General features: G+C 33.3%; 23 protein-coding genes, 1 tRNA gene and 2 pseudogenes. 11 read left to right on the top strand and 15 right to left on the bottom strand.

The genetic code is table 11. From position 1 onward, the window contains the following. Positions 1 to 974: hypothetical protein (locus tag RXO53_RS04670; RefSeq protein ID WP_410713092.1), on the top strand; the 974-nt coding region annotated here is incomplete at its 5' end. A 6-nt stretch (positions 975 to 980) separates the two neighbouring features. Here RXO53_RS04670 and RXO53_RS04665 read toward each other — a convergent pair. Then, positions 981 to 1,304 (bottom strand): annotated as a pseudogene (locus RXO53_RS04665) (MFS transporter); the annotation flags it as partial. Positions 1,305 to 1,537: 233 nt separating this feature from the next. Here RXO53_RS04665 and RXO53_RS04660 point away from each other — a divergent pair. After that, a complete protein-coding gene (locus tag RXO53_RS04660; RefSeq protein WP_410713091.1) occupies positions 1,538 to 3,934 on the top strand; it encodes a hypothetical protein in 2,397 nt (798 codons plus the stop codon). A 331-nt stretch (positions 3,935 to 4,265) separates the two neighbouring features. Here the strand turns inward: RXO53_RS04660 and RXO53_RS04655 are convergent, their stop codons facing one another. After that, complete coding sequence (locus RXO53_RS04655; RefSeq protein WP_410713093.1) at positions 4,266 to 5,486, bottom strand: RNA-guided endonuclease InsQ/TnpB family protein; 1,221 nt, start codon at positions 5,484 to 5,486, stop codon at positions 4,266 to 4,268. Further along, on the bottom strand, positions 5,470 to 6,111 hold the full coding sequence (locus tag RXO53_RS04650) for an IS607 family transposase (RefSeq protein WP_410713090.1): 642 nt from the start codon (positions 6,109 to 6,111) through the stop codon (positions 5,470 to 5,472). The genes RXO53_RS04655 and RXO53_RS04650 overlap by 17 nt, the downstream gene beginning before the upstream one ends. A gap of 261 nt (positions 6,112 to 6,372) precedes the next feature. Here RXO53_RS04650 and serS point away from each other — a divergent pair, with 261 nt between their 5' ends. Continuing rightward, positions 6,373 to 7,746 carry a serine--tRNA ligase gene (gene serS / locus RXO53_RS04645; protein ID WP_410713089.1) on the top strand — a complete coding sequence of 458 codons (1,374 nt, stop codon included), beginning with the start codon at positions 6,373 to 6,375 and terminating at the stop codon, positions 7,744 to 7,746. A 218-nt stretch (positions 7,747 to 7,964) separates the two neighbouring features. Here the strand turns inward: serS and RXO53_RS04640 are convergent, their stop codons facing one another. Further along, entirely contained in the window at positions 7,965 to 9,170 is a 1,206-nt protein-coding gene (locus RXO53_RS04640; RefSeq protein ID WP_410713088.1) for an ABC transporter permease, read from the bottom strand. Further along, the gene (locus RXO53_RS04635; protein ID WP_410713087.1) at positions 9,160 to 9,951 is read right to left on the bottom strand and encodes an ABC transporter ATP-binding protein; all 792 of its coding nucleotides are present in this window, start codon (positions 9,949 to 9,951) and stop codon (positions 9,160 to 9,162) included. Before RXO53_RS04635 ends, RXO53_RS04640 begins: the two co-directional genes overlap by 11 nt. 58 nt (positions 9,952 to 10,009) lie before the next feature. On the opposite strand from RXO53_RS04635, the gene RXO53_RS04630 reads away from it, so the two are divergent. Further along, the gene (locus RXO53_RS04630; protein ID WP_410713086.1) at positions 10,010 to 10,663 is read left to right on the top strand and encodes a hypothetical protein; all 654 of its coding nucleotides are present in this window, start codon (positions 10,010 to 10,012) and stop codon (positions 10,661 to 10,663) included. On the opposite strand, the gene RXO53_RS04625 is transcribed toward RXO53_RS04630, so the two are convergent. From RXO53_RS04625 to rimI, 3 genes are all read right to left on the bottom strand, one after another. Then, positions 10,655 to 11,488: an NAD+ synthase gene (locus tag RXO53_RS04625; protein WP_410713085.1), complete on the bottom strand. Its 834-nt coding sequence runs from the start codon at positions 11,486 to 11,488 to the stop codon at positions 10,655 to 10,657. The genes RXO53_RS04630 and RXO53_RS04625 overlap by 9 nt on opposite strands. Continuing rightward, on the bottom strand, positions 11,481 to 12,722 hold the full coding sequence (coaBC, locus tag RXO53_RS04620; protein ID WP_410713084.1) for a bifunctional phosphopantothenoylcysteine decarboxylase/phosphopantothenate--cysteine ligase CoaBC: 1,242 nt from the start codon (positions 12,720 to 12,722) through the stop codon (positions 11,481 to 11,483). Before coaBC ends, RXO53_RS04625 begins: the two co-directional genes overlap by 8 nt. Positions 12,723 to 12,819: 97 nt before the next feature. After that, positions 12,820 to 13,380: a ribosomal protein S18-alanine N-acetyltransferase gene (gene rimI, locus RXO53_RS04615; protein WP_410713083.1), complete on the bottom strand. Its 561-nt coding sequence runs from the start codon at positions 13,378 to 13,380 to the stop codon at positions 12,820 to 12,822. Between the two features lie 162 nt (positions 13,381 to 13,542). Between rimI and RXO53_RS04610 the strand changes: the two genes are divergently transcribed. Then, on the top strand, positions 13,543 to 14,508 hold the full coding sequence (locus tag RXO53_RS04610) for an NAD-dependent epimerase/dehydratase family protein (protein WP_410713082.1): 966 nt from the start codon (positions 13,543 to 13,545) through the stop codon (positions 14,506 to 14,508). Between the two features lie 3 nt (positions 14,509 to 14,511). On the opposite strand, the gene RXO53_RS04605 is transcribed toward RXO53_RS04610, so the two are convergent. Together RXO53_RS04605 and RXO53_RS04600 are read right to left on the bottom strand one after the other, a co-directional pair. Then, a complete protein-coding gene (locus RXO53_RS04605; RefSeq protein ID WP_410713081.1) occupies positions 14,512 to 15,573 on the bottom strand; it encodes a TIGR04084 family radical SAM/SPASM domain-containing protein in 1,062 nt (353 codons plus the stop codon). A 28-nt stretch (positions 15,574 to 15,601) separates the two neighbouring features. After that, positions 15,602 to 15,675 (bottom strand) — tRNA-Ala (locus RXO53_RS04600). A 424-nt stretch (positions 15,676 to 16,099) separates the two neighbouring features. On the opposite strand from RXO53_RS04600, the gene RXO53_RS04595 reads away from it, so the two are divergent. The 6 genes from RXO53_RS04595 (at position 16,100) to fdhE (ending at position 21,385) form a co-directional block, all read left to right on the top strand. After that, on the top strand, positions 16,100 to 16,528 hold the full coding sequence (locus RXO53_RS04595; RefSeq protein WP_410713080.1) for a translation initiation factor IF-2 subunit beta: 429 nt from the start codon (positions 16,100 to 16,102) through the stop codon (positions 16,526 to 16,528). 561 nt (positions 16,529 to 17,089) lie between these two features. Next, positions 17,090 to 18,403, top strand: coding sequence for an FAD-dependent oxidoreductase (locus RXO53_RS04590; protein WP_410713079.1), 1,314 nt, complete (start codon positions 17,090 to 17,092; stop codon positions 18,401 to 18,403). Then, positions 18,400 to 18,738 carry a ferredoxin family protein gene (locus RXO53_RS04585; RefSeq protein ID WP_410713078.1) on the top strand — a complete coding sequence of 113 codons (339 nt, stop codon included), beginning with the start codon at positions 18,400 to 18,402 and terminating at the stop codon, positions 18,736 to 18,738. The genes RXO53_RS04590 and RXO53_RS04585 overlap by 4 nt, the downstream gene beginning before the upstream one ends. 12 nt (positions 18,739 to 18,750) lie before the next feature. Beyond that, positions 18,751 to 19,599, top strand: a complete 849-nt coding sequence (locus tag RXO53_RS04580) for an electron transfer flavoprotein subunit beta/FixA family protein (protein WP_410713077.1) — start codon at positions 18,751 to 18,753, stop codon at positions 19,597 to 19,599. Next, the gene (locus tag RXO53_RS04575; RefSeq protein WP_410713076.1) at positions 19,599 to 20,663 is read left to right on the top strand and encodes an electron transfer flavoprotein subunit alpha/FixB family protein; all 1,065 of its coding nucleotides are present in this window, start codon (positions 19,599 to 19,601) and stop codon (positions 20,661 to 20,663) included. The genes RXO53_RS04580 and RXO53_RS04575 overlap by 1 nt, the downstream gene beginning before the upstream one ends. Before the next feature lie 5 nt (positions 20,664 to 20,668). After that, positions 20,669 to 21,385, top strand: coding sequence for a formate dehydrogenase accessory protein FdhE (fdhE, locus tag RXO53_RS04570; RefSeq protein WP_410713075.1), 717 nt, complete (start codon positions 20,669 to 20,671; stop codon positions 21,383 to 21,385). A gap of 63 nt (positions 21,386 to 21,448) precedes the next feature. Here fdhE and RXO53_RS04565 read toward each other — a convergent pair whose 3' ends face one another. The 5 genes and pseudogenes from RXO53_RS04565 to RXO53_RS04545 form a co-directional block, all read right to left on the bottom strand. Then, positions 21,449 to 21,895, bottom strand: a complete 447-nt coding sequence (locus RXO53_RS04565) for a hypothetical protein (RefSeq protein ID WP_410713074.1) — start codon at positions 21,893 to 21,895, stop codon at positions 21,449 to 21,451. Between the two features lie 233 nt (positions 21,896 to 22,128). Further along, positions 22,129 to 23,106 carry an MBL fold metallo-hydrolase gene (locus tag RXO53_RS04560; RefSeq protein WP_410713073.1) on the bottom strand — a complete coding sequence of 326 codons (978 nt, stop codon included), beginning with the start codon at positions 23,104 to 23,106 and terminating at the stop codon, positions 22,129 to 22,131. Between the two features lie 46 nt (positions 23,107 to 23,152). Next, on the bottom strand, positions 23,153 to 23,818 hold the full coding sequence (locus tag RXO53_RS04555; protein ID WP_410713072.1) for a nucleoside phosphorylase: 666 nt from the start codon (positions 23,816 to 23,818) through the stop codon (positions 23,153 to 23,155). A gap of 14 nt (positions 23,819 to 23,832) precedes the next feature. Beyond that, positions 23,833 to 24,034, bottom strand: a pseudogene (locus RXO53_RS04550) (hypothetical protein); the annotation flags it as partial. Continuing rightward, positions 24,007 to 24,216 (bottom strand): hypothetical protein, encoded by a 210-nt coding sequence (locus RXO53_RS04545; RefSeq protein ID WP_410713071.1) that lies wholly within the window; start codon positions 24,214 to 24,216, stop codon positions 24,007 to 24,009. The pseudogene RXO53_RS04550 and the gene RXO53_RS04545, both read right to left, overlap by 28 nt. Positions 24,217 to 24,331: the final 115 nt, after the last annotated feature.

Raw genomic sequence — 24,331 nt, 5'->3', positions numbered from 1 at the left:
GTAAAGTAACTAGAATTGCTTATTATTACTCAAAGGGTGTAAAGGCTGGAATTAACCTAGCTTTAAAAGGAGTTTCCCTAAACGATGCTGTTAAGGAGTTGTATAAGATCATTCCTTACGCATTCTATGCCGAAACTGCTTATAAACAAGCCTTAGCATTGGTCGAGAATAAAGGGAGTAAGATTGAAATTAGAAAGAATTGGATCGCTTGTAGGGGGAATAAAAGCGATAAGGGCAATAGGGGGATAAAATTTCACGTTTTAGAAGACCACGTGTTAATTAAGGTTAAAGACCCTTGGGGCAAGTGGGTTCATGGGAAGGCATATTTTGGCAGGGAGTACTTACCACTACTTCATGAGTTAGAAGAGTTATCTAAAAGAAAGGTGGAGGGTTATGGTGCGGTAGTTTCCTTTAAGGAAAAACCAATGATTCACCTTCAAATCCCACTTTGGTTATACTTAAAGTACTTCTCTTTATCAAAACCTAATGGTTATGGTTTGTTTGCTGGTTTCGATTTAAACAGTGATAGGTTAAATGTTGTTGTAATTAACAAGGAGGGTAAAATTATTACTTTCAAAACTTGGTGGTATAGCGAGGTTGTTTCCCACGGTTTTCCTAAAGGGAAAGCAATGGCTTTGAGGTTAAACGCTCTTTCACAAGCCCTTAATTTTCTATCAAAGGTTGGCGTTGATTATGTAGTATTTGAGGATTTATTTCTAGTTAAGAGGAGGAAGTTTACTAGGAGTAAAAGCGGTAATAGGAAGATAACGCGTTTTGCTAAGAAGCATTTGCTAATTCACGGTGTTATTAAATCTTTAAGGTTGGGTTTTAACGTTATTCTGGTTAATCCAAAGGGTACTACAAATTCTGAAGAGCATGAAAAGGTGATGAGGGAGAAGGGTTTTGATAGGCATACAGCCTCAGCTTACTTAATAGCGTTAAAAGGATTAGAAGTAATTAAAAATAACGAGTAGTTACGTAAAAATGTTACAGACAGCTCCTATAGCCAATAATGAAACGTCTATTCCATAGAACGTCTTTCTTCCTTTGTTTGCTAGAATTCCAAATATAATTGCCCCAATTGCTGAGCCTATTAACGCTGAACCACTTACCCAAGTAACGTAGAAAGTATAAGAAGGACTAGTTTTTGTTATTCCGTAGCTTGAAAGCACTGTTAATAGTACTATACCTATCGATGCCAAATCGTATCCATCAGTAAAAACTCCCATTCCTGTAGTTATCATAGATTTTAAATGAAACCAGCTTAGTTTCTTCTCATCCAATGGCTTAAACGGATTACTCATTTTATCACCAATTTTCACTTATTCTATTTACTTTATAAAGATTTCGACGTAGATCTATATAACTATATATAATATAAATAAACTATATAGTAATATTATTACGCAAAATTATTTTAAAAATGATCTAAAATCACATATTTTATAATAGTAATTCAAACAAGGATTGAAAAATAAAATTATATATAGTCCAGTCAATTTAAATTAATATTAACTGGATAGAGAGTGAGGAAGACTTGAGTAAAGCTGGTAAAAAAGAACAAAAATCTATGCCTAGAACATTTATCGAATTGTTAGATAAAAAGCTGGGAACAATATTATCAATTATTATTGCAATTTTTATCACTGCTATAACAGTATATATTAGATTAATACCCGCTAAAGTTTACGGCATAAACGTATTAAATGGAAACGACCCATGGATTTTATATTGGCTATCCAACTATTTTTATCATAATGGTTTTAATTTAGCTGGTCTAACAGATGTTAAATTGTTTTGGTATCCATGGGGCAGAAATTTCTTAAAAACCGAATATATAGGAGGCGCCATGCTTATAGCATTTATAACAAAATATGTAACAAGTAAGTTTGGACTTGATGTTATACAAACGCTTGCTTTGCAACCTGTATTCATGGCAGGATTAAGCACACTATCGCTTTTCTTTGCTATATGGAAATTAACCAATTCAAGACTTGCAGGTCTCATATCTTCATTTTCATTTGCGTTTTATCCTGGAGGATTCCTATTCAAAGCTTTTGCTGATTACCCAGGCAAAACTAATGCAGGACTTGCATTCTTTTCTCTTGCATTCCTTTTTTTAATATTAGGATATAAATCCTTTAAAAAAATTAGATCTCTTGTCTATTTATTTATAGGAGGATTAATTGCTGGAGCAGTTTCATGGATATGGGGAGGATATGATTATATAACGCTTTTAATATCATTAATTTTAATATTAGACCCGTTTATATCGAAGCCAAGTTTTAACAATTGGATCAAGCATCTATTTCTTTCAATAGGTTTTGCTGTACCAGTAATATTATCACCTGCTGCAGGTTTACATTACTTCACCAAGAGTTTAGGACTCGCCATACCTATATTATTAATAGTCTATTTAATAGAATCATATCTTGACAAAATACCTTTAAACAAAATTGGAATAACAAGGAATTTTAGCTATAAAGTCCATATTTGGGTCATTATTGCTGGAATAGCTATAATAGGAGCTGCCATTTATTCAGATATATTATCTTTTCCTTCAAGAGTTCTACTAGCGCTAGGTGTTACTCCTACATCTTCAGTTTTAGCCCTTACTGTAGCAGAATATTCAGGAACTAATCTTTCATCAATATTTCAATCTTACGGGCCTCTAGTTTTTGTATCCTCAATAGGATTAATTGCTTTAATTTACTATTTAGCTAGAAAAAGAATAGGTGTACTTAGTGAAACATTAATGCTAGCATTTTTTGTAGTAGCATTTTTGTTTTTATATGGAAATATTAACGAATCATACTTCTTGGCTTCTGCAAACTATTTCTTTGATATAACAGCTGGAATAACTATTGGTCTATTTTTCATGTTTAAAAAAGAAGTATCTTATAAGAAAGGGAAGCAAGTAAGCAAGAGTACTGAAACGGAACAGACAGCAATAATAGTTGCAATACTCTTAGGCATAATTATTGTAGGATTTGGAATATACTATGGATATCAAGATTATGTAACAATGCAATATATGGCACCTGCATTAAGTACTGGTTGGATGCAACCCCTAACTTTGCAAACGCCTACAGGAGCGAAGGTAGTTGTACCATTAAATAATGCTTGGACAAGTGCATTGAACTACCTTAAAGAAAACACAAGCAGTAATGCTCTTGTAATAAGCTGGTGGGACTATGGATATTGGATTACAGTTAATTCTAATAGAACAACAGTAGCCGATGGATCTACCTTAAATGGTACTCAGATACAAGTTTTAGCTAGTATTTTAACTGGAAATGAAGATGAAGCATCAGCATTATTAAACTATTTGCATGCTAAGCCAAATAATACTTATCTATTATCATATGATGTTTTTGTAGGAGAGTATCAGAATTCAACAGGACAAGTTATAATGTTTCCATATCCAAATATAATGACTTTAAGTTCAAGTGCTCAATTTTATGCTATAACATATGGCATGGGAGATATAGCGAAGTCATATCAAATGCTTAGAATAGCTTATAAAGTAAATCCATTTTTGCCATCTCCATTATTTACAAATTATACATCAGAGACAACTTATCAAGGTGCAACTTTTGTTCAGTTCCCGGGATTTGTAGGATCTCCATCGCAAAATGTTTCAACAGTACTAAACACTTTACTTTATAGCATGATGATAAACGGTATTGAAAGCCTTAAACAATATGGAGTTTTCGGCCAAGGAGCCGAATTCCTTAAGAATGCTACAAACTTCACACCAACAGCTATAGCTTATGCAACTTCATCGGGTTTCGTTCCAGAACCTATTACTGCAACACCACTACACCAATTTGTTCCTGTTGCAATATTTGTTTCAAACCCAATCAATGTTAACAATGGAAATTCCGTTTATTTCTATAGTGTTATAGTATTTCTATATAAATGGGTTGGATGAATTTTAACCTCTTCCCTATTTTGAAGAGTTCCTTGAGGTCTAGAAGGTTACACCCCTTTTATGGGTGCTTCATTTTTTACTAACTTCGGCATTGGTCCAAGATTGCATTAACATCACCTACATCAAACCTCTTTTATCCCTTTAATGATAAATATCTGTTTGCTATTTATTATATATACATGGTATTTTCAATCAGATTTTTAATGCCCTTGGTGTTTGCTAAAATATTCAAGAAAGCTGAATCTAAAGGCTAACATAAGTACCAAAAGAAAGTATGTTGCGTGATTATTTAAATGTTTTTTAGGAGTTTATAAATCCTTTCCGTTTGTCCCTACACTTTCATTTCAATCATTTTATCTTCAATCATGATCAAGTGTAGGGACTTAGCCCTCAACCACCCACTTGTGGTAGGTGGGTCATGGGACTCCTTCGACCCCAACGGCACGGGGGTCACATCTCCAGCCCTTTTCCTCAAATTATACAGAGCAACCACGTCCCTATGCCACTTTTCCTTCCCCCTTTCGCAAACACCAACCCTTGGGGCATCGCCCCCATCGGGTTGATAAGCAATCTTTGTCCCGTGAACTGGACAAGTCGAAGAAGTATAAGAAGGATTAACTAAGACCACGGAGACTCCAAACTCCTTAGCCTTCTCAATAATAATATTCTTCATTGAGGAAAATGCCGATTTATAAATCCTCAACCTAAGCTGAGAGTCTTTCATATTCTTAACCATATGCTGTGGAGTTCTCTTGGGCAAGTCCTCTAAAACTATGGCACTCTTGCTTTCAAAAGCCTCTTTTATGATCAGCTTAGCTAACTTCCTCCTAACATCAGCCTTTTTATCCCTCTCTCTCAAGTTTCTCAACTTCCTCTTAACTTCTCTATCCTTAGTAGACCTACCAGTAGTTATTGACTTCCTTTTATACTCATAGCCTAGAGTAATTTTCTTGATGTTAGTCTCTAAAAGGATCGGTTTTCCATCAAATAATACAGAGACTGAATTCTCATTGAGATCAACTGGGATAAAACCTTTAGGCTCGTAAGGTTTAGGCTCGTCCTTCTTAAAAACTATGAAGAACTCTACCACGTTACCTTTCATTAGTCTAAACCTAGCCTCACTCGCAATCCTCCAGCCCTTGTTATAATACTCCCAGAAGATCTTAGGGAAGATTGGAGAAATGAAAACTCTTCCCTTCTTTGTTGATATCGAAATCGTGTCGAGGCTGAACTTCCATAAGTGATCATCTAAGTGAACAGTGATCTTCCTTACTGAAGGTTTATTAGTGTAAGCCCTACCTTTCTTCTTCACTTTCTCAAAGCTGTCCAACCTCTCACTGCCATCTTCACAAGTAGTATAAATGTAGTGTGAGGGTAAGTCCTTGTGCCTCTCCCTCTCATTCCTGTAAATTCCAGCTCTAATCCTAGTGAAGGAGGTAGTCTTGTTCGACAGCCCATAATTTATTGCATCCTCCAGAACTTTTCTGTACTCCTCCTCTACCTCTCTAAGTGCTGAGTAAGTTTCGTGATTAACCTTAACCCTTAACTTCACTGTCCTTTCCACTTAACTCACCCATCAGTTTTTTTACACCTTGAATAAAGACTGACTTCTTATGACTCCTCATTCCGTAAATTTTTCCTGCGAATGAGTTTATTATTGAGATTAAGTCTTCAACTAGTTCTTGTGTGGCTTCCTTAGGTTCTTCTCCGAGAATAACCTCGATCCTAACTCCAATGGTTGAAAAGAATTCCTCTAAATACTCAAACCCGAATCTTGTAAATCTGTCTTTATATGTTATTAATACGACATCTATATTCTTTCCCTCAACCAGTTTGAAGAGCTTCAGTAAACCTTTCCTTTGTGTGTTCAACCCGCTTGCAATATCTTTCAGTACTTCGACCACTTTATAACCCTTAGCCGTTGCGTAATTCATTAGATAGTTTATTTGTCTCTCCAAATCTTCTCTCTGATCAGCTGAAGAAACCCTAGCGTAAATTACTGCCCTCGTCTCTTCCCTCCTCTCTAAGTACTTTTTAACCTCGCTATAAGGTATCCTATACTTCCCGCCTTCAGTTGTTACCACCCTTATCTTACCCTCTCTAATCCACCTTAACAATGTTGAGTATGAAATACCGAGTAGTTGGCAAGCCTCCTTAGGTCTCAGCAGTCTCTCCATAGTCTCTCCACAAGATTAGTTGATAATAAATGGATATAAAAAGATTTCTATTAACATGAGAAAGGATTCAGCCCTTTAGGATGAGCTTTGCTTCCTTAACTCCTTCTATATAAAAACATGAAAATCTCATCTTATGAAAATCAAAATTAAAAAATAGAAAATTATAATTTAAGATTCAAAGTATTTTTATATTATAAAATTAATTCAATTGCCTAGATAAATAAAAATAGTCCTATTTTTTACAATTCTTTGGGGAGCAAAATGCCCTGGTCAATATTGGAGCTACTAAGAAATAACCCAGAAAAGCTCAGAGAAAGTATTAAAAAAAGGCAAATGGATACAAATATAGTTGATGAAGTAATTAATTTAGATAACAAATGGAGAAAAGTTTTAACAGAAATAAATGAACTAAGACATAAACATAACGTAGTAAGCAATGCAATAGCCAAAGCTAAAGATGATGAGAAAAAGAAACTGCTAGAAGAAGCTAAAGAGTTAAGTATTAGGCTTGAAAACGCAGAAAAGGAGCTTAAAGAAATTGAGAACAAAAGAGATTATGCCTTAAGAAATTTACCAAACATTGTTTTAGAAGATGTACCAGTAGGAGGCGAAGATTCTACAATACCTATAAGATTCTGGGGAAAGGCAAAAGTATATAAAGAATACATAGAACAATTTAAAGATCAAACAGAAAAATATGGACTAAAAGCTGATTATGAAATAATTGATTATAAACCAGTTGGACATGCTGATATGCTTGAAAATGTTTTAAAATTAGGAGACACGTTAAAGGCGGCCGAAGTTTCAGGATCAAGATTTTATTATTTATTTGAAGATATAGTATGGCTTGATTTTGCCCTTTTACTTTATGCCATTGATAAACTAACATCTAAAGGATATAGATTGATTTTGCCTCCTTATATGCTGAGATACGATGTAATCAATTCAGTTATAGATTTAGCTACGTTTCAGGACGCCATATATAAAATAGAAAATGAAGACTTATATATGATAGCAACTGCAGAGCATCCAATTGCTGCCCTTTATTATAATGAAGAAATATATGATGATGAGTTACCTAAGAAATATGTTGGATTTAGTCCTGCATTTAGAAAAGAGGCCGGGGCTGGAAATAGGGATCTAAAAGGTATATTTAGAGTGCATCAATTCCACAAGGTTGAGCAATTTATATATTCATTACCAGAAGAAAGCAAAAAATACCACGAAGAGCTTATTTCAAATTCAGAAGAAATTTTTCAAGGATTAGGACTACCTTATAGAGTTGTAAATATAGCATCTGGAGATTTAGGGGCGTGCGCTGTTAAGAAATATGATTTAGAAGTATGGATGCCAGGGCAAGGAAAGTATAGAGAGATGGTTAGCGGAAGCAATTGTACAGATTGGCAGGCCTATAGGCTTAACATAAGATTAATAAGAAGGAAAGGTATGATTAGAGATTATGTACATACATTAAACAGCACAGGTATTGCATCTACAAGAGCCATAACAGCCATATTAGAAAATTATCAACAACCAGATGGAACTGTTATAATACCTAAACCCCTCAAAAAATATTTAGAAATATTTGAAAAAGCTCCTAAAGATTTTATAATACCTAGGAATAAAAGACCATAAAATTATATAGACAGAAGTCTAACTATGCTAGGGCTATACCTTATAAGGTTTTGTCGCCAATATATTAAATAGGTGAAAGAAATGAGCCAAGAAATATATTATAGAGAATTTAAAGAAAAAAAGATAGAATTCAAAGTAACTAAAAAAGACGAAAACGAACTTGAATATTACATTATTTCAACATTTGCAGTAGGTTCATAAAATCTAATAAAAATTCATTATTTTGCTATTATCAACCTTTCGCTATCAAAAGCCTTTATGGAAATATAGACTCCCAATAATGTAAATGCTATCATAACAAGAAAGTTTAAAACCATATCCAAATATTGACCCAATACATAATTTGATATCGCTAATGCCGCATGTGTGAACGGTATTATTAATAAAATTGCTTCTATAAAACTTGGAAGCCTTTGTATATCTACAAACAGTGTGCTGAAATAAATGGCAAGAGCTACCATCATAATAAGATAAGACATAGCCTGAGCAGATCTAACAGAAGAACTTCTCAAAACTATCGGAGTTATTATAGCCGCTGTCATTATAACTAGCATAGCACTAACAGAAAATGTTACAAGAACTAGTCCAGCAGTTAATCTTAATCCACCTTGAGCTATCATAGATAAATAAATTATAACTCCTAGACTGTCTGCTATAGCCGTTATTAAACCGATAACTATTGAAGCAAACATCTTACCAACTATTATTGCTGTTTTAGGAGCCGGTGTCGATATCAATGTCTCTAGTGTTTTTCTTTCTTTTTCTCCTAGTATGCTATCTCCCATAAAAACTATTGCTGGATTTGCAACAAAAAACAAGGAAAATTCTAGTAATCTTGCAGAAAAACTTAACTCAACTTGAGAAGTTGTCGCAGGTTTTCCCGATGGAAGATAATAACCTGTAAATATATTGATTGGATTTAAAAAGTTAGTTGCATTAAGTTTTATACCAGATATGTTAGATAACTTTTGAACCCTACCTATAACTATGTTACCTTCTATTTGTCCTAATATAGATTCTATTAATGATTCAATCTCATTGCTTTGCACGCTTCCAACAAGGCTTTTTAAATAAACTACACCAACACCATTTATACTAGAAATATTATTATAAAAACCCTTAGGAATTATAAGCAATATATTGTAAACATTAGTTGGGGAAGAATCAGATATGGTAACATTTACCTTTAATCCATTACTATCAGCATAACTAATAAGTTGAGATGATATAAATCTAGCTATATCAGTCGAATTTTTATCTAGAACTTCTATGTAAACTGTTGTCGTTTGTGCATAAGTTAAGCCGCTCGCGAGCAAAGCGATTGCAGGCAATCCTATAAAAGGTATAAGTATCATAGCAGCCAAAGTTCTTTTATCTCTACTCAAATCCAATAGCTCTTTCCATATAATAGCTTTAGACTTCATATTTTTCACCAACAGCTTTAATAAAAGCTTCTTCTAGGTTAACTGAATTGAATTCTTCTATAGCTGATCTAACAGAACCAGAGTAAAGTATTGTGCCATATGCAATAAAAGTTATGCTATCAGCAAGCATTTCTGCCTCTGACATATTGTGCGTTGCTATAACAAATGTTGTTCCAGTAGAAGACATTGACCTAATTAGTTTTCTTATTTTATAAGCAGAAAATACATCTAAACCGTTTGTTGGTTCATCTAACAATACAAGCTTTGGATCATGCATTATTGCCCTAGCTATAAGCAATCTCTTTTTCATTCCATTACTATACTCTCCTGCTTTTCTTAAGAGATCTTCATGAGTTAGCTCTGATATTTCAGCCCCCCTTTTTATAAATTTCTCTGCTGTTTTTTCATCACCATCGCTGTAAATCAATGCAAAAACTCTCAGATTTTCAAATCCTGTAAGCCTTTCATATGGAGATGAATCCTCTGGCACATATCCTAAATATTTGCTTATTTCATATTGATTTTTGCTTGGATCAAAACCTAATACCGATAATTTTCCAGAATCGTATCTAAGCAAACCAGCTAGTATTCTAAAAAGAGTCGTTTTCCCTGCCCCATTATGACCTGCTATTACATGTATCTCACCATATCTAATTTTTAAGTCAACTCCCTTTAGTATTTCTTTTTTACCTATTTTCTTATATATTTTTTCAGCTATTATTGAGTAATGCGTATTATTGTCTACAGGAAGTTCAACTCCTGGAAGCATTATGTTATTCACTAATATACTCTGGGAAACCTGAAAATTAATAGCATTAATGAAACTAGGTGTATTAATATTGGAAGAGGAGGGGACTACATTAAGTGAATTTCTAGCAAAATATGGAGATAGAGGATATTACGTATTAAAGTCCCTCCTCGATGCATCAAAAACGTATAGAAAAGCTAAACTCGGAGATTTTGATCTAAAAGATCTAAAAGATTTTCTCATAAAATATGGCCTTGATTATAATCCAGTTCCTTTATTAGCAAAACTTGAAAAAGAATACCAGATCATAAGGACAACTTATAAATCAAGTTCTCAGCATTGGTGGAATATAATTGATAAAAAGGCATTAGAAGATGCTATATATAGCTATGAAGGGGGCTCTGGTAATACCCAAGATCCAAAGCTTAAGCTACTTAAAATCCAGTTTTACAGCCTTGACCCAGAACGTATTTTTAATTTATTAGAGAAATTATCTAAAAGAAAGAAACTTTCGTCTGAAGAAAAGGATTTGCTTAAAAAGATAGCTTTTAATGACTTACCAATGATTGTAGAATTCCTAACAAAAGCTAAATCTGAATATGAAGATGAGCTCTTAAATGAAATTGATATGGCGGAAAAAATAATTGATATGGCGGAAAATTTGATAATAAACATAAACAAAAAATTAAATAACGCAAAAGAATTTGAATTTGAAGGAATAATAAACAAAAATAAATTAGCTTAAATATTTTATTACCTTATCGACTTCTATAGATTTGGGCAATACCCTTTTATGTTCGCTATCTTTATTCATTTTAAATACTTTTTCAAAAACATCAACACTAATTCCCGTAAGTTCTGAGGCTTCTTTTATAGAATAACCTTTATCAATTACAGAATAAATTATCATATCTATCTGATCGTAAGAAATTCCAAGTTCTTTTTCAGCCATTTGCCCACTCCATAACCGAGGACTGCTTGGCTTTAATGCTATATTATCTGGGACTCCTAATTTCTGAGCCAATTTTCTAACTTGGGATTTAAGCAAGGGACTTATGGGTAATATATCGACTCCTCCATCTCCATATTTTGTGAAATAACCTATAAAACTTTCACTTCTATCTCCTGTTCCTAAAACTAACCTTGACATCTTATTAGCGTAGTAATAAAGAATTGTCATTCTAATTCTAGCCCTGATATTTCCTAATGGAACTTCATCAGTTTCTTGGTATATAGGTAATGTTGATTTATATACCTCAACAATCGGAGAAATATCTATTATATGCATCTGACCTCCAATTTTTTTAACTAAATCCTTTGCATCGTTTATATCTTCTTTAGGAGTAACATTTATGTCAGGCATTATTAAGGCAATAACATTTTCTATTCCTATAGCTTCAGCAGCTAAATAATATGCAGTAGCAGAATCGACTCCTCCACTTAATCCAATTACATACCCCTTTCTACTAGAATTTTCTAATTCATTCTTTATAAATTTCTCAATATTTTTTCTTGCAAGTTCATAATCGATATTTATAACGTCGTTTATTGTAATCCTCAATTTACCCACCCCTTATTAGGTTTACTGCACTATCAAGAATTATTCTAGCAAGGTTTTCTTTTAAAGTTTTTTCTACTTTTAAAATTTCCCCATTTTTAAATATTAGCACTGCTTTATCATAGAGACTTGAAAAACCAACTCCCGATAAATTAGCAGGATTAGCAACAACTATGTTCGAATCGTATTTAACTATTTTTTCTTTAGCCTTTTCTATAAGCTCCTCATCGCTTTTAATGGACTCTGCAGCAAACGATATCAACACCTTAGGCTTTCTAGATATGGACTTTAATGTTTTTTTCGCAGGAACAAGACTTATATTATAGCTTAACTCACTCCTCATTTTACCTTCAAATTTTTCAACATTAAAATCTAATGGCGCTGCAGCCCCAATTATTATATCATAATCTTTTTTAGAAGTAAGATCACTAATTTTGCTTGCCATTTCTTCTGTTGTATCAACGTGATAAGAATTTACAGTATGAGGAATTTGAACCTCAGTATGACCATGAACTAAATCTACCTCGGCTCCTCTTGAATATGCTTCTATAGATAATTCTATGCCCATTCTTCCTGAGCTTGGGTTTGTTATAAATCTGACATCGTCGATCCAAGCCCTTGTTGCTCCTGCTGTAATTAGTAGTTTTAAACCTCTCATATCATAACGTCTTAACATATGAGATCCGGTTACCCTTGCAACAAACTGAGGATCGGGGTATTTTGCTACCTCTTCTGCTACATATGGACTTATTATAAAAATGTCGCTTTGTCTTAACCTTTTTTCTATTTCTTCATATTGCTTTGTATTTTCCATTTTTTCATGCATAGCAGGAACCAAAATTATGGGCTTATTATATCCCATAAAAGTTATTGCTGTCAAAGATATCGGATTATCTGTTATTCCATAAGCAATCTTTGACATTGATGAAAACGTAGCTGGGGCGATTAACATTGCATCACATTCCCTAGTCAAAGCTATATGCTCTGTTGCCCCTGTTAATTTCACTACTGGTTTTATTCCTGTAGCCCAATAAAACATGTCAGGGCTTATAAGATTGGAAGCCTCTTCAGTCATTATAACTTTTACTTTTGACCCTCTTCTCATTAACCACCTTGCCGTATCTAAGGATCTGTAAAGAGAAATACTGGCTGTTACTGCTAGTATAATACATTTATCTTTGAGAGTATCGCTAAAACTTTTTATTATTGTCGATGATGGATGAAATTTAGATTCTTCTATTTCCAATATTTAACACCTATTATAGCTTATGTTGCTAAAGATTTAAAAGCTAAGCTTAGCTATAAACCAGATTAGTATACATGTTCAAAATTTTAAAGAAGGCTTATAGTTTCTTTACCATAACGTATGCATCTTCACCGTCTCTATAATATTCCTTAACTATCCTAACTTCTTCAAAACCCAACTTTTTATATAAACTTATTGCTTCTTTATTTGAAACCCTTACCTCTAAATAAACGGCTTCTGCTCCATAATTATCTTTCATTTTTTTAATCGCTTCATTTAGCAGTGCTGTCCCAATCCCTTTTTTTCTATATTCTGGAAGAACTGCTATTGATATGACATGACCAACTTTATGTGATTCTGAAAACATGTTTTTAAAGGAACTCATTATATCTTCTATACTTCTCTTCTTTTCTTTAATAAGCTCATTTTCTTTACCATATAATACTGGATCTCTTGCATCTTCAATTCTGTTCATTATATATCCAATAATTTTCTTATCAGTCTCAGCAACCAAGAAAAGGTCTCCCCATTTGTCTAATACAAATTTATAAAATCCATACCAGTAATTTTCTGGTAATGTCCTTAAGTTAACTTCCATTACTTCGGGTATATCGTTTTCATCTGCATTCCTTACAATGAAGTCAGTCTCTTGGTTCAATTTTCCACCTTTCTATTTAAAATAAAAAAAGAAGAAATATAAAACCGTATATTTATTATTTATTATTAAAATGGACTTACAAAAAGGAATTAAGCCTAATTCTTTAATTAATATAAATATTTAAAAATATTAATTTAGATTATAAAAATACCTGGGAATAAAATGGTAAAAAATGCTATTATAGGCGGGGTAGGATTTGTAGGTATTAATATAGCTGAAGAGCTGGCAAAACAAAGCGAAGTTATTGTTGTATCTAGAAAATCTTCTATAAGGAAAAGGCCAAATATAGCAAAAAAGCTAAGCGAAATAGGATCTGAACTTGTTATTACAGATAAAATAGATTATCAAAGTTTGAAAGGAATTGATGCGGACAATTTTATATATACCATAGGAAAGCTATCTGGAGATTTGAAAACCATGATGGAAGCTCATGTTAATATTTTAAATTATGTTATCAAGGTTTCAAAAGAAAAGTCCTCCAGATTAATATATATAAGTAGTATAGCTTCAATAGGTGAAGCTAAGTTTGGAAAAGGGTCTATTCTTTACGAGGAAGAAAATCATTTAGATAGTAATTTATTTTCCCAAAAAACACCCTATGAAATCTCAAAAGCTGAAGGCGAAAGATTAATATTAAAGAACAAGGAAGAACTAAATAATAAATTTGCTATACTTAGACCATCAACAGTTTTTGGACCATATGCTTATGAAACTCAATGGAAAGCTGTTTATAATTTGTCAAAAAAGAACATAAAGATAAAGGTAGGAGGAGAAAATTTAGTGTATTCAAAAGATTTAGCAAAAATTGTTAAACTATCAACAGAAGGAAATTTTGATGGTAAATGGGTATACGTTAATTGGCCTCAAAAAATTGATATCGAAAAGGTTTCCTCTTACCTATGTAATTATTTTAAAAAAAGAAGATGCTTAACAATACCTCTAAAAGGCTTAATCAGAATTGGATATTATATCTCTCCTCCTTCCTCATCAATAAAGATGATTTATAGGTCTATAAGATCATCTTATATTTATAAAAGCAAATATCTGGATCAATTTAATTTCACAGATTTTGATACAGCATTTAAAGATTTTGTAAATTGGGCAGAAAATAATGGTTTCAATCCATAAATTTTATGGAATCACTTCTGTAGAATCGGCTGTTGGATCATAATATAAATCCCCCATCTTTATTATACCATTTTTAATTAATTGATTTACCTCAGGTATAATTGATAAAACCATTCTTATGTATTCTTTGTTAACTTCGTCTATTTCAATAAAACCTTCTTCCCCCCAGTAAGATTCCATGTGAGCATAAAAACATCTACCTCCACAATACCTCTTTAATTCACATTTTTTGCAATAATCTGGCAAAGGATCTTCCAATAATTTATAGCCATTATATATATCTCCAAGCTCTGCCCATTTTTCTCTAACTGCTATTGGACAAGACAAGATTCTTCCATCAGATAAAATGGTAACAGATTTATAGCCTGCTCCACATGGAGAACCAATGTATCCTTGATAATAATGAGCGCTTAATATTCCAATAAATGGAATTATCTTAATAATTTTCCCTTTTCTTAAGCTTTCAACAAAAAATTCAATTAATCTTTTTAAACCAGGTAGGTAATTATTTTTTGCCCATGAGGTAAAATCCCATTTACCCGACCATATAACATCTAATTGCCAATGTATTTTGTCAAACAAGCCCAATTTAATTAAGTGAATTACTTCCTCATAGATATTAGAATCCTTTGTTACAGTCATTCTTGCAATTGTTTCTATATTAGGATTTATGTCTTTTATGTATTTAGCAGACTCTATTACTTTTTTATATGTCCCTCTTCCTCTGTGCTTATCGTTTATCTCTTGCCTACCATCTATCGATAATAATGCTACACTAATTTTTTTCCAATAATCTTTAGGTAATAACTTTACTAATAAACCGTTAGTTTGTATTCCAAATCTTGCATTTCCTAAACTATCTATAACCTTTTCAATAAATTTATAATTTAATAATGGTTCACCACCATAAAAAATTACTGTTGGATATTTATCTTTTTCAATTAATTTTTTTAAATTTTCAACATCATAGTTTACTTTCCATGGAACTATTTCCTTTGGAAAAGATCCCCCACAGTAATCGCATTTTAAATTGCATTCACCAGTTGTTATTACTATCCATAGCATCATCTCTCACTCAATTAATTAACAAAAATGGACCGGCCGGGATTTGAACCCGGGGCCTCTCGGGTGCAAGCCGAGCGCTCTTCCAGTCTGAGCTACCGGCCCACGCGATAATTATCGTTTCTCCTAGGATTTAAAAATAATAATAAAAATGCCCCCTTTTCTTTCCTCCTTAAAGTTCTAAAAGGCAAGGATTGTATTTACTATATTATATGTATATAATAAAATAATAACCTCTAATTCTATATCTATGAGGAAAGCTAATAGCTCCCCGACCTGAAGGTTAAAAGTTCTTGCCCCACTAGGTATCTCTCACCTCAAGCACTCTTCACAAAGCTTGCATAACTTATCAGAGCTTACCGATAGCCTAAAAGTAGCATATGGCTTTTAGTCTATTAGACTTGCCATGACCAAATTTAAAATAAGAGTCATGTCAAAAACTTATAAGCTTTTTTATTCTTAACCATATTTAGTTTAATAAGCTCCCCCCGCCCTAAAGAATGAGGCTTCCCAAATATGGGTGATTGGAATGGCAGAAGAAGATCTATTAAAAAACTATGACAAGCTATTAGAAAGAGTTTACCAAAAAATACCTCCGAAAAGCGGTACATCTGATCTACAACTACCAGAGACGCAACTTATAAGAGTAGGAACACAAACCATAATTAAAAATTTCAGAGATATCTCGCAAAAATTAAAAAGGGATCCACAACTAGTTTCAAAATACTTACTTAAAGAACTAGCATCAGCAGGCTCTTATGAAGATTATTCAGGTCAACTAATATTAAATGTAAAAGTGTCTAGAAAAGTAATTGAGCAACTATTAGATATTTTCATAAAATCCTATGTAAAATGCCCTACATGTGGTAGTATAGATACAAAAATAGAACATCGTGGTAAAATATGGGTATTAGTATGCGAGGCCTGCGGAGCAGAACAACCTGTTAAAGCATTTTAATTAATATTTATTTTAAGTTCTGACCTCCTCCCCGCCCTGAAGGGCAAGGTTTCCCTTAGGGTAGATCATAGGTTTGTGATTTACCGCCTTCATTTTCATCACTTCATAGCTAGTGGGTTTTACCCACCCCGCTCCTTTCGTCCAGATAGACCAATGGCTGAGTTTCAACCAATTACCCCTATCCCCCACTGGGAGTTGCCCTTTTCTCTCAGATCCCTAGAACTCGGGGATATGTTTTCAAAGTATAGGTACACACATATACACTTTGGCCCTAATTTAGGGCTTCCCTACACGATTCCTATATTACACTTGTTAGTTGGGGTAGAGGCATACCTCATGTTTCAGTGACGTATACTCCATTAGTAGCTGTCTCAATTTTTAATAAGTTTTTAATCTTAAAAATCTATTCTCATCCCCACCATAAAGGGCTAGGCTTTCAGTTGTAAAAATAAAATTTAAATAGAATAATAAGTATTTATATAATAATCGTTTATTATTTGTATTTTAAATTAGTTTTTAACCACTTATTATAATTTTTTAATTCGGTAACTATAGACTTGGGTGAATGGATTGCCTGATTTGCCAACTAAATTTGATGTCATTATTGTTGGAGCAGGGCCTGCGGGATCATCTGCTGCGTATTTACTAGCAAAAAAAGGGTTTAAAGTGCTTCTTATAGAAAGAGGAAGGGGATTAGGAGACAAAAACCTCTATGGAGGGAGAGTTTATGCGCCTCCAATAAGAGAGGTTTGGCCCGAACTAGATAAAGAAGCGCCAATACAAAGATGGGTTACCAAAGAGAGAATAAGCATGGTTCAAGGAGATAAAGCAATTACTTTTGAATATAAAGCTGCAAAAAAGATTAGCTTTGTTTCATATTTAACGCAATTAACCCAGTGGATGTCCAAAAAAGCTGAGGATGCTGGAGCGTTATTTGTAACAGAAGTAACTATAGATGAAATAGTAATGAAAGATGGAAAAGCTGTAGGAGTAAGAAGTGGTCCAGATTTCATTGAAGCCGATGTAGTTATTGATGCAGAAGGAGTTAATAGGCTTTTACTAGAGAGACTTGGCATTGTTGAAAGACTAAAACCAGATAACATAGCCCTTGGAGTTAAAGAAATACTTAAGGTAGGAGCAAATAATATAGAATCATCATTTAATCTTAATCCAGATGAAGGTTTAGCATGGGTTATTATGGGCGATATAACTAAAGGTATACCAGGAGGAGGTTTTATATATACAAATAAGGACAGCATAAGTATGGGTTTGGTTCTTCACCTCAAACACTCAATAAATTTTATTGAAAATGGAAAATTTGATGAACACGTGTCAAAACTTATCGAAGAATTTAGATTCCACCCATATTTCAAACCATACTGGAAAGATGCAATAATTTCTGAATATGGGGCTCACTTAACAATAGAAGGAGCAACGCATTTCATGCCAGAAAAGTTTGCATATCCAGGATTACTAATTGTAGGCGATGCAGCAGGATTACTATTATCTACAGGATACACCTTTAGGGGGGTCGACTATGCAGTATATAGCGGAAAACTTGCTGCTGAAGCTGTTGAATTTGCTAGAAACAATGGGGGTTTTACATATGAAAACCTACAAATATACGATGTTAACGTTAGAAGGAGCTTTATGTATAATGAGTTGTTTAAGCATAGTGGGACTGAACAGTTAATAAATAACCCAATATTAATGTCAAAATATCCATCAATACTAATTAAGGTTATGGAGAAATTGTTTGAAGGAGAATATACACAAGAAACTATTTATGATGCCTTAATGCAGGCATTAAAAGAAGAAAAAGTAGGGCCCTTTGATTTAATTTCTCAGGCTTTTGGGTTGGTGAGAGGTATATGAGTAGTTGGTCAAGTGAGAAGAGTGTGAGTACGCAAAGTAGTGAGAAGAAAAAGGAAGAGAAACCTATGAAACTGGAAGATATATTACAGAGCGATATATGGAATGTAGACGAAGATCCCCACATAATAGTTGACTATAATAAATGTGGTAGTTGTAAAACAAAACCATGTGTTTATCTATGTCCAGCTGGTTGCTATGTTCTGTCAGAAAATGGAATAATCTTCAGTTATGAAGGCTGTGTAGAATGCGGTACGTGCAGGGTGATATGCCCTATGGAAGCAATTACATGGAATTACCCAAAAAGTGGAAAGGGTATTTTCTATAGGTTTACATAAAAGGTGATGTAAATGAGAATTATTGTTGGCATGAAATGGGTTCCTGGTACAACTTCCGTAAGAATTGATCCCAAAACAGGTACGTTAATCAGAGAAGGCGTTCCAAGCATTGTAAACCCACATGATATGCCTGCTATAGAATTAGCTTTACAACTAAAAGATGCCTATGGAGGAGAAGTGATAGCGTTAACTATGTCACCTCCGCCAGCAATAAGAGGTTTAGAATATTTAATAGGAATGGGAGTTGATAGAGCTATATTGGTATCAGACAGAGTTTATGCTGGAGCAGACACCTTAGCTACAAGTTACGTATTAGCAAAAGCCATTGAGAAAATAGACAAAGAAATAGGTAAAGTCGATTTAGTAATTTTCGGTCAAGAAACTATAGATTCTAGTACAGCACATATTGGAGCACAAACCGCAAGTTGGCTTGATTGGCCTTATATTTATTATGCACACAGCGCTAAATTGATTGACAATAACAAAATCTTAGTTGAAAGAGTATTAGAAAACGCCATAGAAGATTGGGAAGTAGAATTACCAGCTGTTATAGCTACTCATATGAAAGCTTTAAAACCGAGACCTGTTAGACTTATAAATAAAATAAGATACAAAGTCCAGAAACCTCTTGTTACCTGGACAAACAATGAATTAAAACTTGATCCTAGATGTGCTGGTTTGAAGGGATCACCTACAATAGTTGCTAAAACAGTTGATGTGCCTGAAGTACCAAGAAAGAAAGTTATTTACACACCTAAAGATGGGGAAGATGCAGCAAAATGGCTCATAAAGACTTTAATGGAAGATGAAAAGGCATCTAAAGCTTTAATTAAAGCCTTAAAGGAGGGAGGTGGGAAATAATGAGCTCAACAAAAAGTGATTGTAATATATGTCCTGAGTGGGATTGCCAGAACTTAAATGATTTCAAAAATGTATGGGTAGTAGGAGAGGTTGACGAAAAAGGTTTATCAGAGCCAAGCTTGCAGATGCTGACCCCTGCTAACAAAATAGCAACAAAATTAAATACAAAAATAGTAGGATTATTAGTTGGCCACAACGTTAAAAAATATGCCCGGGAATTTATAGAATACGGTGCTGATGAGGTTATTGTTTTAGATGATGAAAGATTATCAATGTATTCCCCTCATACGTATGCCAGAACAATAGCTGAGCTGGCCAAAAAATACAAACCGGCTGTAATTTTCATTTCAGCTACTATGAGAGGCAGAGAATTGGGACCATATGTTGCTAATACTCTAAGAGCAGGCATAACAGCTGATTGTACAGATTTTGACGTAGATGAAAAAACAAAGGATGTTTTATTAATAAGACCTCCTTTTGGTGCTGTTTTACTTGCTTATATAAAGACTCCTACCAGAAGACCACAAATTGGAACAGCAAGACCTAATGTTTTCAAGTTGCCGCCTAGAGATCCAAATAGAAAGGGAGAAATCATAGAAGAGACCATAAGTGACATACCAAAACCAAAAGCCAAATTAGTCTCAAGAAAAACTCTTGCAGTTAATGAAGTTCCTATAGAAAAAGCAGAATTAATAGTAAGTGGAGGAAAGGGACTTGGAAATATTGAGGGATTCAAATTAATAGAAGAATTAGCATCTAAAATGAATGCTGCTGTCGCAGGTAGCAGGAAAGCTGTAGATATGGGATGGATACCCCATGAAAAACAGGTTGGACAAACAGGAAAATCTGTTAAACCTATATTATATTTGGCTGTAGGAATAAGTGGTGCCGCGCAGCACATGTTTGGCATAAGAGAAGCAGAAGTTGTTATTGCAATTAATAATGATCCTAGTGCCCCAATATTTTCACAGGCAGACTATGGAATAGTTGGCGACTATAAGCAAATAATCCCAGCACTAATAAAAGAAATTGAAGCTCTTAAAAAACAGTTAAAAGGAGATTGATTTTTTTGAATAACCTAGAAGAATTTATTTCTTCCTTAAGAAAATACGGCCATCTTACTGGATTTAAACTAGATATAGAAACAGCGAAAAAAATAGAGGAAATACAACTTAACATAATAAACGATATAAACAATAAATTGACCAATTTAAATTTAGATGATCTAAACAAGCTTATCTCTGAACTTTCACAAAACGGATTAATGCAGACATTGATAAAAGAAGCATCTAAGGCTTTAGGAGAAGAAATAGATATCAATAATGCTGATGAAGCTTTTAAAGAGGCTTTAGAAGGCAATATGAACTTTAGAGGTGCAAAGGCATCTTTAATAGCTCTTCAAGCAGTATCTAGGCTCTATGCAGAAAAATATAAAGAAAAAAATGGAGAAATCTTAAACGTAAGTCCGTATTGCCCCATATGTGGTTCTGAAAGCAAGACTATGATAAAAGCTGATAATGATTATAAGATGGTTTGCCATTTTTGCGGCTATATATGGAAAGTTTCTGAAAAGAAAATAGTTTGTCCTTATTGCGGAAATAGTGAGGAATTCAGTCTAGGAGTTTTCAGCGATAAAGAAGGTAGGGTAGGTCTAGTATATTGTCAGAATTGTAAGTCAAGTTGGAGAATAATTCTAGATGAATCTATTAAGGCACCATCCATTTTACTTCCATTAATTGCGCTAGGAGGAGAAAAGTTTAAAGGAGCTTTACCAATTTCCGATTAATAACTCGTATACTCATAATAAAAAGAAATTAAAAGGTCTTCTTTTTATGGAGAAAATTATCTTTTATTTTTTAATAGATAAATCTAAATTATTTATTGTATTATTTATAATATTAGATATATTTAAACCGTTGCACGCCTGATATATAGACAAACCATATCCAAAAGTTATCAAAGACAATAAAGGATTATCAAAGATGCAATTTTTATAATTTTGTGATAGTTGAGATAACCTTTTTAATGAATTCTTTTGATAGTATTGAACCAAAGGCATACCTATCACTACAAAATATAGCATCATTAAAATAGCTATCAATATTACACTAAGCACTAAACTTTCATTTTTATTTAACAGTATTTTTTCTACCCTTTTTAATATTAGCAAATACGTAATTTCCATAGCAGATCCAGCAAAAGCAAATGTAATTGCTAAAACTACCAAAGATAGTGATAATATTTGATAATATTGCAATAAATTAGATAATATACCTATTATAATTCCAGAACTCATTAAAATTGGAGGTATGATAGTCTCATATGATTCAAAATATTTAAGAGAGGACCTAAGCAGCTCTAATTTCTTATTTGCTTCTTGGATATTTTCCGTGATATTTCACCATTTATCTATAAAAATAAGTAGTTTTATAAGTTTAATACTGATTTTTTGCAAACTTCAAAGATATAAGACTATAGAAACAAAAATGAAAGTAACTTATAAGATGTTTAACGTGAGGAATTGTTTAGCTATTTTGGTTCTACTTCAGTTGTTATATTTAATATTTTAGAGAGATACTTAGCTATATACCAAGAATCTTGACTTCTTGAGCCATCTATTATAACTTTTCTAGGATTAGATTCCTTTACATATTCTACTATTTCCTTAAATGTAGCATGATCACTAAAAGATACATTAAATTGATTTTCACTAATCTTTACTGCAATCCCTCTAAGCTCCCAACCAGTTAACATAATATGAGTTCCTTCAAGCCTACTAAAATCTTGGTATCTAAATGTATGAATAAAAATAATAGAGTCACCTTCTACTAATCCTTTGTTATATATAGATGCATCCCCTAAATTTACTCCGTAATAATTGGATGCTATTTGAGCCATCCTTAAAGTCTTTTCATCTGCTAAAAATCTATTCTTTATACCCCTTTCTCTTAGCATTACCATAATTTCCTGCAATTTTCCATTATACCCATAAATCCATATCGGGCCTTTTTTTGAATACTCGTCTATTATGTTAATTAAAGCTCCTAGCGCATCCCAATCGGCCCAACCTCTTTGATACTTTAGATTACCATAAGTTGCATCAACTACTAATGTATCTAAATCTTTCAAAGGCTCTGTCCCTGGTAATTTAAAATCCCCAGTATATCCCATAATTTCTTCCTTTGTATCAACAACTACCTGAGCACTTCCAGCTATATGCCTTGACTTTTTTAATGTTATATTTTCACCCATTATATTTACAGTTCTATTGTAATCCAGTTTCATTGCCTTTTCTTCTGGTATATGATAACCTAATATATTCAAGAACTCATGGGTTATTGGAGTTGCTATGATAAAAATACTTTCTTTTATATTTTTTCTTAATCCTTTCATGTGATCCTCATGAGCATGAGTAACAACCCTTATAGGCCTATTGCTATAACCGTCAACAGTAAAATTTTTACCTAGTAATATTGCCCCATTTTTGTCAACTTTGATGTTATTCATTTTGCTTCACCTTAATTATTATGGTTCAGATTTTATATCTCTAATTTTATATCTTTAATAAACCTGGATAAAACCATTTTTTGTTATACTCTTGTTTAAGCTTATCCCACTCAGACAACAACTTAACAGCTTCCAATGCGACTTTAGATGCATTATTGACTCCAGCGTTTGGACTAAATTCGTCTTTTATTCTATTTGCTATAGCCGCACAAACGCAACCTGACCTTACATTGAAAATCTGAGAAAGAGTAAAAAGCGTTGCAGACTCCATCTCGAATGCCATAATATTTAATTTCATTAAATCTTCAACAATATTTTCTTTATTTCTTGGTAAATAACCATTAAATCCTGGTCTTCCCTGACCAACATAAAAAGTATCTGTACTAGCAATTAAACCCACATGATATCTTACATTTAGGCTTTCCGCAGCCTGAACCAAAGCATTAACGATTTCAAAGCTTGCTACTGCAGGATAACCTTTTTCAACATAATCTTTACTAGCCCCATCAAGCCTATATGAACCAGTTCCGATTATTAGATCTCCTATATCTATGTATGGTTGCAAAGCACCTGATGTTCCAACCCTTATAAAAGTATTTGATCCTATTCTAAGTAACTCTTCTAATGCTATAGATATCGAGGGACCTCCTATGCCAGTGCTGGTTACAGATATATCTATGCCTTTATATTTCCCATTTGCTGTCTGTAACATTTTTTACGTAACTACTAGTTATTTTTAATTACTTCTAATCCCTTAATGTATTAAGTAAGCTGAGGCTGTATGCCTATCAAAACTCTTCTCCCTCATCACCTTTTCATGCTCTTCCGAGTTGGTAGCACCCTTAGGATTAACTAACACAGCGTTAAAACCCAACCTTAAAGATTTAATAACACTGTGAATTAGCAAATGATTCTTAGCAAAACGCGTTTTAGGGAAACTCCTCTTAAAGCTAGGTTAATTCCAGTCTTTACACCATTTGAGTAATAATAAGCAATTCTAGTTACCTTATCCAACTCATCAAACTCTATTTTCCGTGTAACAAATTGGAAGTTATCAATTGCTTCTCTAAAGCCGATAATCCTATTCCTCATCATCTGGTAGGATGACAATTACAAATACCTCTCTGTCTAATAAGCCCTTAATTTTCTCATGAACGCTCTTTGGAACGTATATTGCGTATTTTGGGTCTCCATATTTGTCATGACCCATTGATGATATTTTTGA

The organism is Caldisphaera sp., assembly GCF_046536515.1.
Lineage (GTDB): Archaea > Thermoproteota > Thermoprotei_A > Sulfolobales > Acidilobaceae > Caldisphaera.
The sequence above is the reverse complement of the archived record's forward strand: the minus strand, read 5'-3'. Positions and strand labels throughout refer to the sequence as shown.

Excerpts from the sequence above, each read along its gene's own strand:
- RXO53_RS04650 (WP_410713090.1), bottom strand. The coding sequence starts at position 6,111 with ATGGAGAGACTGCTGAGACCTAAGGAGGCTTGCCAACTACTCGGTATT.
- serS (WP_410713089.1), top strand. The coding sequence starts at position 6,373 with ATGCCCTGGTCAATATTGGAGCTACTAAGAAATAACCCAGAAAAGCTC.
- RXO53_RS04640 (WP_410713088.1), bottom strand. The coding sequence starts at position 9,170 with ATGAAGTCTAAAGCTATTATATGGAAAGAGCTATTGGATTTGAGTAGA.
- RXO53_RS04610 (WP_410713082.1), top strand. The coding sequence starts at position 13,543 with ATGGTAAAAAATGCTATTATAGGCGGGGTAGGATTTGTAGGTATTAAT.
- RXO53_RS04605 (WP_410713081.1), bottom strand. The coding sequence starts at position 15,573 with ATGCTATGGATAGTAATAACAACTGGTGAATGCAATTTAAAATGCGAT.
- RXO53_RS04595 (WP_410713080.1), top strand. The coding sequence starts at position 16,100 with ATGGCAGAAGAAGATCTATTAAAAAACTATGACAAGCTATTAGAAAGA.
- RXO53_RS04585 (WP_410713078.1), top strand. The coding sequence starts at position 18,400 with ATGAGTAGTTGGTCAAGTGAGAAGAGTGTGAGTACGCAAAGTAGTGAG.
- RXO53_RS04580 (WP_410713077.1), top strand. The coding sequence starts at position 18,751 with ATGAGAATTATTGTTGGCATGAAATGGGTTCCTGGTACAACTTCCGTA.
- RXO53_RS04575 (WP_410713076.1), top strand. The coding sequence starts at position 19,599 with ATGAGCTCAACAAAAAGTGATTGTAATATATGTCCTGAGTGGGATTGC.
- RXO53_RS04565 (WP_410713074.1), bottom strand. The coding sequence starts at position 21,895 with ATGAGTTCTGGAATTATAATAGGTATATTATCTAATTTATTGCAATAT.
- RXO53_RS04560 (WP_410713073.1), bottom strand. The coding sequence starts at position 23,106 with ATGAATAACATCAAAGTTGACAAAAATGGGGCAATATTACTAGGTAAA.
- RXO53_RS04555 (WP_410713072.1), bottom strand. The coding sequence starts at position 23,818 with ATGTTACAGACAGCAAATGGGAAATATAAAGGCATAGATATATCTGTA.